This window comes from Bacillus sp. 166amftsu (assembly GCF_900107445.1).
In the GTDB taxonomy this organism is placed as follows: Bacteria; Bacillota; Bacilli; order Bacillales; family Bacillaceae_G; genus Bacillus_A; species Bacillus_A arachidis.
In genome coordinates this window covers 167,516-181,220 of sequence record NZ_FNQA01000006.1, presented here as the reverse complement: position 1 = coordinate 181,220, position 13,705 = coordinate 167,516, and the positions used below count along the sequence as shown (strand labels likewise).

The window sequence follows — 13,705 nt, the reverse complement described above, 5'->3', positions numbered from 1 at the left end:
AATATCAATTGTAAAATTCTTCAATTCTATCCAACCATTCATTTACTAGATTGTTAAAAAGTTGTGGTTGCTCTATTTGTAAATTATGACCAGCTGTATCCAATACGGCAAATGTTCCTCTCGGATATTTATGTAAAATGTTAAGTGCATCTTTATATCCAACAGAACAGTCTTGTCTTCCTAAAAGAAATACACTTGGTTTATCAAAATTAGACTGATCGACTTTAAATGAAAACTCATATTTATTCCTTACTCTATTTAAAAACTTTTCATCTGCAATTTTACAACCTTCAACAATTTCATTTTTGTAACGCAACCAATTATACTCATCAAGTACAACTTGATTGCTTTTGAAATGTTCTAATTCCTCTTTCGATAAACTTTCAATAAATTTATCATCTGCTTTCAAGATTCTATGTTTCTCAACTGCTCTATTTTCGTTCAGAGGAATAATAACAGGACATATAAATGCCGCTCCGAGTATTCGCTCTTTTTGTTTTTCGATAAGTCCTCTAGCTATATAGCCGCCGTAAGATTCGCCAGCAATTATGTATTCTTGATCAGGGAGAACTGCTTGAATAAAATCTAAAACAGCATTCAACATTTCATCAGAGCAACTTATTTCGTCATAGTTTTTTGTTACTCCCATTCCAGGTAGATCAATATAAATACGTCGCCATCCCTCTCTCTTAGTAAATATAGGTTCCATACAACCACTCATTAATCGATGATCAGGTGTATAGCCATGTATCATTAAAATTGGTTTTCCTTTCCCTATATCTTCATAGTAAATGTCGGCTTGCCCAACCTTGCAATATGGCATATTGAATCCTTCTTTCTTGAAATTTTCAAATATTGGAGCGTTTATTGCCTCCAAATTTAAATATACAAAAAGATAATTGAAGATTCCAGTTATTTGGAACGGAATCCTTATTCCACAAAATTGCCCTTTAATAAATTAAACTGGTTAACGGGAGCTCACCCCATCGTTAGCAAGCTAACAAAATGAAATTCCCTTAAAATGAAAAAAATATGCCATCCTTTCCTATGATTCTACTGTACCTTTGAAATAAAGTTTGATTGTTTTGATCTGTTTTTATTTATGAACTATTAAAGCTTGCCTTCATTAAAGTAAAATATTAGACTGAAAAATGCGAATAGAAACGAAATTACTTAATAAAAACTATTATTATCTATTTTTAAGCTTTCTATTTAATTATATTAAATTGAAGTGGTGAAATTAATATGAGTCAATGGATAATTAATGATGAAAGAAAAAAGAATAGTATCGGTTGCTTCTTAACATTCTTATTGAGTATAGGCATTGTTATTGCATCAATTATATACGCTGTTTATTGGGTGTTTTTTGAAGAAGTTGAGACACCCCTTTTAAAGGGTGCATCACCAAACCAATTAAATCAATTAGACATTAGAGGGATTGCACACGGGCATATTTTGGGTGATACAGAAGTGAAAATTTACTTTACGGAAAAAAGAAAGGTGGTAAAAACAGAAAAGGTAAGAATATCTAATTATTTAGAGTCTAATCATCCAAATCGCTATAAAATTTCATGGAAAGGTAATACTGAAGTTTCAATATTAATGAGATTTGAGTATGCAACTAAAACGTTAGAATATAATTTCGAAACTGGAAAAATAAGTGGACATGACGAAAGAGAGAATAATAGGTTTTTTTAAATTATTACAGTGGTTAATAACATCCTTAATTTTCTATTAAAAGATACGGGTTTTTTCACTAGAGAGATAAAAATTTTGTTTTGGGGGTTCTTCAAAATATTAGCTTGATGGGCATGTGGTGGGACCCATTATGCACTTCTAAGCATACCGACTGTTATACGATTATATTTTTGACACGCTGAAATGAGCATTTTCTCTACTCGTTTATCAAATGCTAAATCCTTGCCTAATTCGAGCCAACGGAACCAATAGAGGTAAGTTGTCCAAATACTGAGTTCCCACACCTCGAAAACGCTCCAACCAACCTTTTAAGCGATTGTGGAAGTTATTAACGTGTTGTATATGGAATATCCCTTTCTTAACACTCAGTAAATGAACGTAGCAATTTCATAGAGATTCCCCTTTTTTATCATTTAAAGAATGGATTTGAAAAAAGGAACACTTCAAAAAATTAAAAGAAGCATTGAAACCTGTGATGTATTAATTTTAGATGAATTAGGATATGTACCATTTCAAAAAGATGGTTCAGAATTATTGTTTCATATAATTGCAGACTGTTATGAACAAAAAAGTGTAATTGTGACCTCGAATTTAGAGTTCGGGCAGTGGAATAAAGTATTTGGTGACAATATATTAACAGCAGCCTTAGTAGACAGACTTGTCCATCACGCACACATATTAGCTTTTACTGGAGAAAGTTATCGTTTAAAGAACGCACTTTCTACTATTTAATAAAATTGAATATAAACGTTGGCAAGCCTGTGTATGTTTCTCTTCATTTGTCTGCACTTTGATATTGCAAAAAACAAAACGGTACATCTTTTTTATAAACAGTACGACTTTATTTCAAATCTACAACAAATAAAAACTGTGTAGAAATAATAAAGTTTTTAAATAACACATTTAACTATATGAATATACTAACATTAAAATATATTGAAGATGTTTAAATTTATTAAACAAAAGCATCTTTTAGTTTAATAAGAAAATTAGTATATTTTTTGATTACATTTCTATGAAATCATACATTAAACATAATTCCAACCTTTTCCGATATCACAATCCCCATATGGATGTATTCCATTAAATGCTCCGACATACATAACTTTTCCACTGCGAATGACCCATTCCATACCATGTTCTTCTTCCCATGTGCAATTTAATCCTAAATCAATGACAGGTTCAGATTTATTTTTAGGATTCGGGATACATATAGTATTTGGTGTAATATAAAGTAGAACATCTGTCGGTTTAGAAAATTCTATAATATCTTCACCTATATCATCAAGAAATTCATTACAGTATCTAATAGATGCTTTACAAAGTTTATTTATCAGTTCCTCACTTAAAGCATTTAAGTATGTTATACATAGTTCTGCGTATTCAATATCTGCATTTTGGTCTATGTATACCAGAATATTTTGATCGAATAATTTGAAATAGGCCTCTCCTTCTAATTCGGAATATTCATTAGTTTTAAGGTTTTTAATAGCCACTTCCTTTAATACCTCCTTTAAATTGAATTTTTATATTATTTTACCACATAAGTAGTCCCTATTTTTTAAGGTTATTAACTATAACTACTCCTTTAGTCCAATAAGAAATAAACAACTTTATTATTTTTTTTAAGACTGTATTGTCATTTAACAATAACATCGTATCTTTTTTAGACACATCGTGACTTTGTTCAAAGCATCGCATCTTTTTTTTAAACGTAGTAACTTTATTTCAAATTTACAAGACCATGAATTAAGGTAACCAACAGTAAACTGATGATAGAGAATTGGAATTCTTTGATTGAAGAGACAAAAAATCGCATCTATTATTAGAAACTTCACGAATTTATTTAAAACTTTGCATCTTTCTTACAAACATTGTGACTTTATTTCAAATTCACAAGTGCCATACGATTTAAGAAATCCGTAGAAGTGAAAAAGGCGAAAACGGAAGAATTGCGAGCGTCAGGACAAAATAAAAAAACATCTCTTTTTATCGAGATGTTTTTTCATAATACCTAAATCAATTCATCTGTTATATTATTTCGCTTCATCTTCAGAAATTAAAAAGCTTATATCATACTCTCCTAACTTTTCAAGTAATGAATCTGTATTGATTTTCAATAAATTCAAATGAATATAAAATGGTGTAAATCCAGAACGTTTATTAACTTGATACAGCCGTTGTCCTTTTGATGGTATAGAGGTGATATAGCGCTCTTCAACATCATCTTCCATCACAATTCCTAAATACCTTTGCCCTCCGATTGTATAAGGTAACAAACCGTATACATCCTCCAAAGCAATTTTCACAGGATATTTTGGGGTGTTAATAATTGTAATATATTCCGGCTCTAAAATGACGGCTGGATTTTTTGCAATAATTTTTTGAATAACTTTCCAAAGAGCAATTAGGACAACTAACGCAAAAACTCCAAATAAAAACCCAATTACAAAGTTAGGCTCCTCAGATAAAAATGCATACGTAGCAATAAAAAGAAACATCGCTTCAATTGCCAAAATCAAAAACAATAATCCGATTACTTTTACCTTTGATTCATAAATATAATATTTCCCCATTCGATTCTCCCCATTAATATAAATCCACTTTGATTTTTCAGCTTGTTTGTTCGCTACAATTTTTCTAAATCCAATATAACGATAAATTTCTTACACCAAAAACGCCTTTATTCATTCCCTTTCAAATTGAAAAATATCTTGATTGATCATTTGACGGAAGTATCTATCCATTTCTTCTGCTGAAACACTTTTTCTATTTTGTACCACCATGCACTTAATGTTGTAATTACACCAGAATGGAATTCGATAATTAACTCAATTGGTACTGTATGATTTTTACAAAGTCGATTTAATTCTTGATTCTCCTGCTTTTTCATTTCACGAGTTTGATAATGCATAAAGCTAATAAATTGTTCATCATCCATTTGTGACTCTAATATTTTACCAATTTCTTTATGATGTAAAAATTGTTCCATCACTTGAAATGGTTTAGTTAATCGATCTAAAAGTGTTGTGGTAAAATTCCCCTCTAGATATTGCTTAAATCCAAAAACCAATAACGCGTTTTTATCTTCAAAATGTTTATAAAATGTTGTTCGATGCACCATCGCACGATCGCAGATTTGGTTAATGGTAATAGAACTATATTTCTGTTTTGATTGTGTCATTAATTCAAATAAAGACTCCCATAAAAATTTATGTGTACGTCTAATACGTAAATCCAGCTGTTCCTCATTACTTTTCATCTACACTTCTCCTTTTCTGTAGATTAATTATACAACTTTCGAAATTTGACCCTCCCTTTTTAATCTACATATGTATATTATATTACACATACTCCTTAGTATAGAAACGTATTAAAAATAATCAATGCAGGAGGTGATCTAAGGAGAGTATATTTCTGGGCTAGACGGATTAGGTAGTCAAATTTTGTTCTATTGTACTCTAATTAGACATGGAGGGTTTGTATGGAAAATACAGTTCTTTCAACTTCTGAAATTAAGGGTTTCAAAACTAAATCCGAAGAATTTGCTCCATTTTCTTGGTATAAAAAAATGCTGACGGAGCATCCGATTTACTATCATGCAGATACGGACACTTGGAATGTTTTCAAATATGAAGACGTTAAGCGAGTTCTTACAGACTATGAACTATTTTCAAGTAAACGCCACCGTTCCATTTCCCAGATTGGGGCAGACACAGAGGAAGGCAGCGTCCCAGATCGCTTAAAGATTAATGAAACGGATCCACCAGAACATCGCAAGTCACGTTCTCTACTTTCAGCTGCTTTCACCCCTAGAAGTCTCAAAGTTTGGGAGCCGCGTATTGAACAGATTATTAACGATTTGATTGCCGAAATGGGGGATAAGTCGGAGATCGACATTGTCAAAGATTTTACAACCCCCCTTCCGATCATAGTAATGGCCGATTTGCTTGGGGTTCCGCATAAAGACAAACTACTGTTTAAGAAATGGGTCGATATCTTGTTCATGCCGTTCAATAGTGAAAATGCCGAGGAAGTGGCTCAACAAAAGGCGAAGGCAGCGATGGATTACTTTAATTATCTGTATCCAATCGTTGTGGAAAAAAGAAAGCAGCTTTCAGACGACATTCTTTCTGATTTAATTCAAGTTGAAAGCGAAGGAGAAAAGTTTACGGATGAAGAAGTTGTTCGTGTGACTATGTTTCTTCTTGCGGCGGGTGTTGAAACAACAAGTCTATTGTTGGCTAATTCATTCTACTCATTGCTATATGATGCTCCTAAACTTTACGAAGAATTAAGAAGCAATATAAACCTCGTACCTAATTTTGTTGAGGAGATGCTTCGTTACCGTTTCCACGTTATCGCATTGGACCGTGAAGTGAAAGTAGATAACAATGTTCTAGGCGTTGAGTTGAAGAAAGGTGATTTGGTGATCACTTGGAATAGCGCGGCAAACTTTGATGAGGATGTATTCGAAGATCCATTTACTGTAAATATTCACCGAAAAAATAACAACAGACATCAAACGTTTGGCAATGGGCCGCACTTCTGTCTCGGTGCGCCACTGGCGAGATTGGAAGCTAACAAAGCGTTCAAAATTTTTATGGAAACATTTTCTCGTATTGAATCGGTTCCAGGCTTCAATTTGGAGACAAGTTTACAGACCTCAGCTGCTGGCCGGGCCTTATCCAGCTTACCGCTGAAGGTTCACCGCTAAGCCAAGTTATCCGATAAATTTGGGTGTCCCAAAAGTCGTCAAAAATGACGGAGGGACGCCCTTTCTTCGTTTTGAAAATGATCCCTAACCTTCTATTTCAAATCCAAAAACATCTTGATTGATCATTTGATGAAAGTATCTATCCATTTCCTCTGCTGAAATACTTTTTCTATTTTGTAACCACCATGCAATTAACGTTGCAGTGACACCCGAATTGAAGTCGATAATTAACTCCTTTGGTATCGTATGATTTTTACAAAGTCGATTTAGCTCTTGATTCTCCAGTTTCTTTGTTTCACGATTTTGATAATGTACACGGCTAAAAAAATTGCTGGATAAGCCGTTGTTTCCATTGTGAGGGTATCTTAATTAAATAGATTAACAGTATGAGATGCGGTAAATCAAACTTAGTATTTTATTTCACAAATAACATAATCAGATCCTACAAAGTGAATCCCATTTTGTTCTGGACATTCTCCGAACATGACGGGGGCCATATCCGCATTGCCCATTGCTTCTACTACTTTGCATCCCCAGTCCTGTTCAATTTTTTTACGAACCTCAGGTAACCCCCCGCCTGCTTCTCCACCAACCGAAATCAGTTTAATTCCTAACTCTGAAGGCTCCATATTGTAATGTTTTCTGGCAAATTCAGCTAAATAGGTTGCATAGGAAGGGGTACAGAACAATGTGTCTGCTTTGAAATCGATGATACTTCTGATGACCCTGTCTGAATCTCCTGTGCCAATCGGAATAAAAGTGGCACCTAATCTTTCAAGCCCATCCTTAAAAGAACTTCCAACGAAAAAGGAAAGACCCATTGCGAAAACCACTTTACTCTCTTTCGTAAGCCCATGTGTGGCTGCGACTCTTGCCAGAATCTCCGTCCATACATCGTAATCATGTTTGGTAATTCCGACATATGTAGGCCGTCCTGTTGTTCCGGAGGAGGAATGGACACGAATAATATCTTTCATTTCAGCTATGGCATGAGAACCTAACGGCGGCCTTGCTGCTTGACTAGCCCTGATCTCATCCTTATATGTAAAAGGAAGTTTTTCTAAATCACGAATACTCTTTATATCTTCTCTTTTGATTCCTAATTTTTTATACTTCTGCTTGTAGAACTCCGATTGTCCAAAAATGTAATTCATTTGCTTTAAAAACTTTTGAGACTGAATTTCTTCCAATGATTCCTTTGGCTCTTGAAATTTGACTTGTTCGTTTTGAGTAATCAAAAACCTTACCCCCTTACGTATTTGTGAATGGTTTTCCTATTATCCACTATAGCTATATCTTCATAAATCGACTATATATTCTGAGTATTAAAAACATAAACACATTTGCACATATTTGTCTGAATCAAATGTGCAAATTAATTTCAACTGATATAAAAGACTTTTTTTATTTGAGTTTTCTAAAAGCAATTCGTTGATAAACTCACCTTTGACGCGTTGCTCAACTTCAATAACTGAACGCTCATGAAGAATTTGTATCGCACAAATGTTGGCGGTACGTTCCAATGTAATTATTTCCATCTCATCAAAATGACCTTGTTCCTTCACTAAAGATAGATAGACACAAATTTCATTCTTCAATAAAATTAGAGCAATCAGCCGTTTATGGCGCCATCCAAAATCTTCTGAAATAGTAAGCTCGACCGTTCTCTTTTCCGTCATTAACTTTTGAATCAAGGGATCTCTTTTTCCATTCGATATTTGGATGTACCTCATCAGTTCATGTTCTCGATAATCACCAAACGATTCGATTCTATTAAAATTTTGATCGTCAAAGGCAACAGGTGTTTTTAGGCTTTCACCTAACTTTCTCACAATTTCTGCTAACCCTCCTCCTTGTATCAGGACATTCGACAGCTTCTCATTAATGTTTAGAGCCTTCTTTAAATCCTCTTTTTGTTTTTCAATACTCCGATAAGCCCTATCTAATTCTATTGATAGATTCTCTTCCTCATAAAGAGGCAGAATATCATTTATTTCAGTACCCCAGTCTTCAATTGGTTTTTCAATATATCTACAATAAGGGTCCCCTTTACCAACACACTCAACGTCTTTAAAAACAACCCTCCGTCCTAAATAGTAACTTCCATAGCCCCCAGCATATCCTATTAGCGTGGAGCATACGGGCTCATGGTGGTGACCAAAATGTTTAATATGCTGTTCTGCTTCATAGGAATGATACCAATATCCTTCTGAATAGAATTCACCCTTCTCTTTGTTAGCTCGAAGTTCTATTGAATCAACTAGAACAGTTCCCTCAATGGAGTGAATCTTTGAGGCAGCAAGGAGCCATTCCAGTTCCTCTTCCCATGGAAGCATTTCTCTTATATATTTTGCATCATTTACGCCACAATTCCACCCATATCGAAGCAAAAAACCCTTTGCCCGTTCATGACCCAAAACAGAAATAAGGTCTTTTCGTAAGGTTCCATATGAATCTGCTCCCGTAAAAATAGTTCTACGATCTTTGAAAAAATACCTTTCCTTCATCCTTTTGGAAAAGCAATGAATCTGCTACCGATAAATCCTTTGCTTGCATAGTTCCACCTCAATTATGATTGGATATATTTACGTTAGATTCTAGCTTGCTTTTATTACCATTTTACAGATTATTCCGAATTTTCTTCAATACAATTATAACATTTAGTTAATCGTATCAAATCTATCCAATCTATTAATTCAAATAAAAATGGATGAAACCATTACGATTTCACCCTTAAATAACGCCTATATTTCCCTGAAATGGATTTTTCATCAATATCTTATCCAAGACAGCCATGGCCTCAAAATAAGAAATGCTTTTTTCTAATATGTTGATTAACAAAAACATCCGCTTTTTACTTCAACAAATTTAACAGTATTTCCAACAGAAGTCCCCTTCTTCAAACAACTCGTAAGAGTGTTAAAGAGGGGTCATTCACTTATATTAGTACTTTGTTGATAATGCTGGTGGACCAGAACGTGGTCCAAATGGGCCTTCGTCAAGCCATTTTCCTAATTTCGGAATATGAGGTGCTAAGAAAGCGCTGATTTCCCGTTTTAATTTAATCTCTTCATTCGTACCTTGAATATGTTCAAGAGCTAAGTTTGAACACTCACGATTATATAGACCAGCGTTTAAACGCTCATTTGCTGCAGCTTTAATGGCCGAACGAGCTTCCTCAATTGTATCAGCCTTTAATGCTGATACAATACCTTTCACACCAACTATTGCATCCGGTACCCCTGAATTTAATCCGCGCGCACCGAAAGGAGCGAATAAATGGGCAGCTTCACCAGCTAAAATAATGCGACGATTTTCATCAGTGTAGGTTTCTGCAACAACTTGATAGAAGGTATAGGTTGATATCCATGTAATACGTTCTGTATACTTTGGATCCAGTACTTTTGGAAGCCATTCGCGTACACCCTCTTCTGAACCGTAATATGCCCTATCATCTTCATCAAATAACTGTAAATCGATTCGCCATCCCCCAGCAAACGGGACATACATCACATTGCGTCCCCCAGCATCAGGATGTTGATAATGGAAAGTACGTTCTATTGGAAGTGGATTTTCTTCATCCTCTTTTACATCAACTACCACAAACGCATCACTCGTACGCGGCCCTTCGAATTTGATTCCGACTGACTTTCTTACTGTAGAATGTGCACCATCTGCTGCGAGAACATATTTTGCTTTCCAAACATCTTTTTCAGTTTCAATCGTAACGCCATCATTTGAAGTGACTACATCTTTCACTGGTTCTCCCCATATAAATTCAATATTGGCAGCTTGACAGGCTTTAAACAACGCTTTTTCAATTTCGTGCTGATGTAAACTTGCGAACGCTGGAATTGTGTTTGGAGCCGGTGGCTCATACACACGTTTGTAAACCGATTCTCCCCGATAGTATGTTTTCTTTACTGGCCAAACAATACCAATATCCGCTAATTCGAAACCTAAGCCTGAGGATATACTTTCTAATAGTTTTAAAGTCTCTCTATGAAGATAAATGGCGCGACTGCCTGCACGCTCGCGTCCTTCTGGTTCGGCTTCAATAATGGTTGCCCGAATACCTTGATTATGTAATGCAAGGGCAGCAGTCATACCAACTGGACCTGCACCAACCACCAATACTTCACGTATGTTTGCCATTTTAATCTACTCCTCTAATAGTCTCTTTTTCACATGTTCTGGAATGGCGACTGCCTTCGTACGCTCTTCTACTGTTGAAGCCCAAGCCCGGACTTCATAGCCTTCCGCTACAAGTTGACCTTCACAATAAAAATGATGTGATAATTTAAATACTTTTTCTTTTAGAAATTCAATTTTCGAACGTACTATCAGTTCTGTATTGTATAGAACTGGTTGTTTAAAATTACAATGTGTTTCAATCAAAGGTAAAACAATATTCTCTTTAAATAAAGTATCCGTCGGATGTCCTATTAAGGAGAAAATTTCATGTGTTGCTTCATCCATCCATTTATAATAATTCGGATAAAATACTATTCCCGCAGCGTCTGTGTCTCCCCAATGCACTTTTACTTTGTAATCCATTTATTTATCTCCTTCTTTTCCAGTAACCCCAGCAGTTGATTTTAAAACTTTTACACTAAAATAACAGGTTCAAATTCTCCCGTTACTTCTTGATAGCCATTGTTACTCTCAAATGGTTTTTCTTGTTCAAGATCGAATTTTTCCATGATTGGTAAATCATTTACAGAGAAGAAGAAAGTATCCTCTAATGCCACATGCTCGTGTACAGCCCAGTTCGGAATGATAAAATAGTCCCCTTTTGCCCAATCAAATCGAACACCATTAATAATGCTGTAACCAGAACCTTTAAATACTTGATAAATCGCTGAATGTGTATGACGGTGAGCCTTTGAGTGGAACCCTTTTGGAAGCTTTTGCATCCAAGCTCCAATGTTTGGATTGGCTGTTTCACCGTTTGATGGATTAATATATTCCACCGCATATCCATCATATGGATCTGGCTCAAAGCGAGATAATCCTTCAATTGCTTGTAATGTTTTATTCCATTTATAATTGCCCAGTGGTGCTACCTTAGAATTGCGGTCAGAAATCGGTCGAACCATACCACCCTCATAGCGCTGTGTTGTATAATTATCAGGAACTTTCGGCTGTTCAATTCTTTCAGGATATGGCTCAAAGAAAGTTCCGCCCATCATATAGATTGTTGGGATATCAAGAACATCCATCCAAATCATAGGCTCTGTGCCCTCATGGCCATGTCCATGCCATAGATTCTTGGGAGTGATGACAAAATCCCCTTCTTCCATAAAAATTCGTTCGCCTTCTACAATAGAGTAAGCGCCTTCACCTTTTGTAATAAAACGTAATGCATTTTGCGTATGACGATGCGACGGAGCTACTTCGCCCGGCTGGAGAAGTTGTACTGCAGCATAAAGGGTTTGTGATGTCGAAGCCCATCCCCATGGCTGACGATAGTCCAAACCTGGATTTTGCAAATAAATAGCTCTTCGTTCACCGCCGCGATCTGGCGTAAAGATTTGCGCCGCTTCCATTAATTTCTTCTCAAGCAGCTCCCATTTCCAAAGGTATGCTTGTGCATGCGGCTCAGGCTGGTGATGCATTAAGGCCGGAATCGTCTCCCAAAGCGGTCCGAGATTGTATTGCCGAATATCTTTTGTAAAGTCTTGGACAATTTTACTTTTGAAAAACTCATTTTGCTCTGCCATTCTATATCCCCCCCGAATATTACTGATTGACTTTGGATAAATTACGCTCAATTTGGCCAAAATGCTTACTTGTGTGTTCTACGAGTAAATGATCGACGATAAAGGAAATCGGTTTTGTTCCAAAGCGAGGATTTCGGCTTGGTGCTTCAAGCGATAATTTCTCCTCATCTAATTTTCCTAACGTCTGCTCAACACGATACTTAAGTTCCTCAAGTTGTTTCAAAACATCCGATACTGAAGTGCTATCAACCTTATCTTTATTTACTGCCTCCAAACGATCTTCTTGCTGTAGACCGCGTCCCCATTCCTTACCAGGAGTCTCTAAAAGAAGTTCAATTTCATCCAGCCAATAAGGGACAGCTTCCACAAGATGGCAAAGAATTTGCATAATGGACCATTCTTCTTCTGTAGGATTCCAACGAATGACTTCTTCTGAAAGTCTTTTCGCTTTCAGAAGAATTTGATCCAATGACTGCTTAACAGTTTCAATAGAGTCATTTATCGTTAAACTCGTCATGATTATTTCACCTCTGCTGGTTCTTTAACAGTTGTAACCTTATTTTCCAATACGCCAATTTGATCAATTTCAATTCTTACGATATCTCCATCCTTTAAGAAAACCTGCGGATTACGGGCAACACCGACTCCTCCTGGTGTTCCTGTTAAAATTACATCTCCCGGCTCAAGCGTCATCAAGTTGGATAAAAATTCAATTAAATACTGAACAGAGAATACTAGATTAGCTGTATTGGACCGTTGGCGTTCTTCACCATTAACGGTTAGTACTACTTCTAAACCAGATGGATTTGTAAGTTCATCTGAAGTAATCAGCCATGGCCCCATCGGTGCACTGCCTTCAACCGTTTTCCCTTGAAGCCATTGAAGTGTGCGGCGCTGCAAGTCGCGGTATGTCACGTCATTCACGATGGTATAACCGGCCACATAATCAAGCGCTTCGGCTTGTGACACATTTCTTGCACGTTTCCCAATTACAAAAGCAAACTCTGCTTCATAATCAAGCTGTTCTGAAATTGGAAAGAATGGAATATCATCCTGTGGTCCAACGACAGTATTCGCAAACTTAGCGAATACAACCGGATATGGCGGAAGTTCACGCTTCATTTCCAAAATATGTTCACGATAGTTATGACCGACACAAATCATTTTTCCTGGTGCTGGAACCGGAGCTTCAACTTTTACTTCACTTAAATCGTATATAAGTCTATAACCATTTACTGTTTTATTTTCTAAAGCAAATTCAATTGCTTTTTTAGCAAGTTTAGCGCTTTCATTTCCACCTTGTAAAAACCCTGTCATATCTGCTGGAACATATGCATCTGTAATTTGTTGAGCACGAATTTTTCCTTCTGATGTTAGTAAAGACTTATATGCAATATGAAGATCAATAACTTGATCATTAAGAATAGCCCCGGTACGATGTGAAATTCCTTCACGGCTAAATGTAATTAATTTCATGAGTGTTCCTCCAGGTAAATTTATTTTTTAGTGTTATAAAAGTTTCAATTATCCTAAGCTATAATTTAATGAAAGAATCTTTTACTCTACT

General features: G+C 35.8%; 12 protein-coding genes and 3 pseudogenes. 3 read left to right on the top strand and 12 right to left on the bottom strand.

Annotated elements, in window-relative coordinates; genetic code table 11:
- Positions 1-4: 4 nt before the first annotated feature.
- The gene (locus BLV40_RS16850; protein WP_090692030.1) at positions 5-823 is read right to left on the bottom strand and encodes an alpha/beta fold hydrolase; all 819 of its coding nucleotides are present in this window, start codon (positions 821-823) and stop codon (positions 5-7) included.
- 422 nt (positions 824-1,245) lie between these two features.
- Here BLV40_RS16850 and BLV40_RS16845 point away from each other — a divergent pair, with 422 nt between their 5' ends.
- On the top strand, positions 1,246-1,698 hold the full coding sequence (locus tag BLV40_RS16845) for a hypothetical protein (protein WP_090692026.1): 453 nt from the start codon (positions 1,246-1,248) through the stop codon (positions 1,696-1,698).
- Positions 1,699-1,826: 128 nt separating this feature from the next.
- Here the strand turns inward: BLV40_RS16845 and BLV40_RS16840 are convergent.
- Positions 1,827-2,061: pseudogene (locus BLV40_RS16840) on the bottom strand (IS1595 family transposase); the annotation flags it as partial.
- 45 nt (positions 2,062-2,106) lie between these two features.
- Here BLV40_RS16840 and BLV40_RS16835 point away from each other — a divergent pair.
- Positions 2,107-2,430: pseudogene (locus BLV40_RS16835) on the top strand (ATP-binding protein); the annotation flags it as partial.
- Positions 2,431-2,726: 296 nt separating this feature from the next.
- Here BLV40_RS16835 and BLV40_RS16830 read toward each other — a convergent pair.
- The 3 genes and pseudogenes from BLV40_RS16830 to BLV40_RS16820 all read right to left on the bottom strand — a co-directional run bounded on the left by BLV40_RS16830 (position 2,727) and on the right by BLV40_RS16820 (position 4,960).
- Complete coding sequence (locus tag BLV40_RS16830) at positions 2,727-3,194, bottom strand: DUF6985 domain-containing protein (RefSeq protein ID WP_090692022.1); 468 nt, start codon at positions 3,192-3,194, stop codon at positions 2,727-2,729.
- Between the two features lie 540 nt (positions 3,195-3,734).
- Positions 3,735-4,274, bottom strand: coding sequence for an STM3941 family protein (locus BLV40_RS16825; protein ID WP_090692020.1), 540 nt, complete (start codon positions 4,272-4,274; stop codon positions 3,735-3,737).
- 111 nt (positions 4,275-4,385) lie between these two features.
- A pseudogene (locus BLV40_RS16820) lies at positions 4,386-4,960 on the bottom strand (TetR/AcrR family transcriptional regulator).
- A 222-nt stretch (positions 4,961-5,182) separates the two neighbouring features.
- Between BLV40_RS16820 and BLV40_RS16815 the strand changes: the two are divergent.
- Complete coding sequence (locus tag BLV40_RS16815) at positions 5,183-6,415, top strand: cytochrome P450 (protein ID WP_090692016.1); 1,233 nt, start codon at positions 5,183-5,185, stop codon at positions 6,413-6,415.
- A gap of 407 nt (positions 6,416-6,822) precedes the next feature.
- Here the strand turns inward: BLV40_RS16815 and BLV40_RS16805 are convergent, their stop codons facing one another.
- From BLV40_RS16805 to BLV40_RS16775, 7 genes are all read right to left on the bottom strand, one after another.
- Positions 6,823-7,653: a phenylacetate--CoA ligase family protein gene (locus BLV40_RS16805; RefSeq protein WP_090692011.1), complete on the bottom strand. Its 831-nt coding sequence runs from the start codon at positions 7,651-7,653 to the stop codon at positions 6,823-6,825.
- Between the two features lie 87 nt (positions 7,654-7,740).
- Positions 7,741-8,922: a XylR N-terminal domain-containing protein gene (locus BLV40_RS16800; protein ID WP_090692007.1), complete on the bottom strand. Its 1,182-nt coding sequence runs from the start codon at positions 8,920-8,922 to the stop codon at positions 7,741-7,743.
- Positions 8,923-9,358: 436 nt separating this feature from the next.
- The gene (locus BLV40_RS16795) at positions 9,359-10,570 is read right to left on the bottom strand and encodes an FAD-dependent monooxygenase (RefSeq protein WP_090692003.1); all 1,212 of its coding nucleotides are present in this window, start codon (positions 10,568-10,570) and stop codon (positions 9,359-9,361) included.
- A 6-nt stretch (positions 10,571-10,576) separates the two neighbouring features.
- Positions 10,577-10,972 (bottom strand): acyl-CoA thioesterase, encoded by a 396-nt coding sequence (locus tag BLV40_RS16790; RefSeq protein ID WP_090691999.1) that lies wholly within the window; start codon positions 10,970-10,972, stop codon positions 10,577-10,579.
- Positions 10,973-11,022: 50 nt separating this feature from the next.
- Complete coding sequence (locus tag BLV40_RS16785) at positions 11,023-12,138, bottom strand: cupin domain-containing protein (RefSeq protein ID WP_090691995.1); 1,116 nt, start codon at positions 12,136-12,138, stop codon at positions 11,023-11,025.
- A 19-nt stretch (positions 12,139-12,157) separates the two neighbouring features.
- Positions 12,158-12,655 carry a DinB family protein gene (locus tag BLV40_RS16780; RefSeq protein ID WP_090691991.1) on the bottom strand — a complete coding sequence of 166 codons (498 nt, stop codon included), beginning with the start codon at positions 12,653-12,655 and terminating at the stop codon, positions 12,158-12,160.
- A 2-nt stretch (positions 12,656-12,657) separates the two neighbouring features.
- On the bottom strand, positions 12,658-13,614 hold the full coding sequence (locus tag BLV40_RS16775) for a fumarylacetoacetate hydrolase family protein (protein WP_090691986.1): 957 nt from the start codon (positions 13,612-13,614) through the stop codon (positions 12,658-12,660).
- Positions 13,615-13,705: the final 91 nt, after the last annotated feature.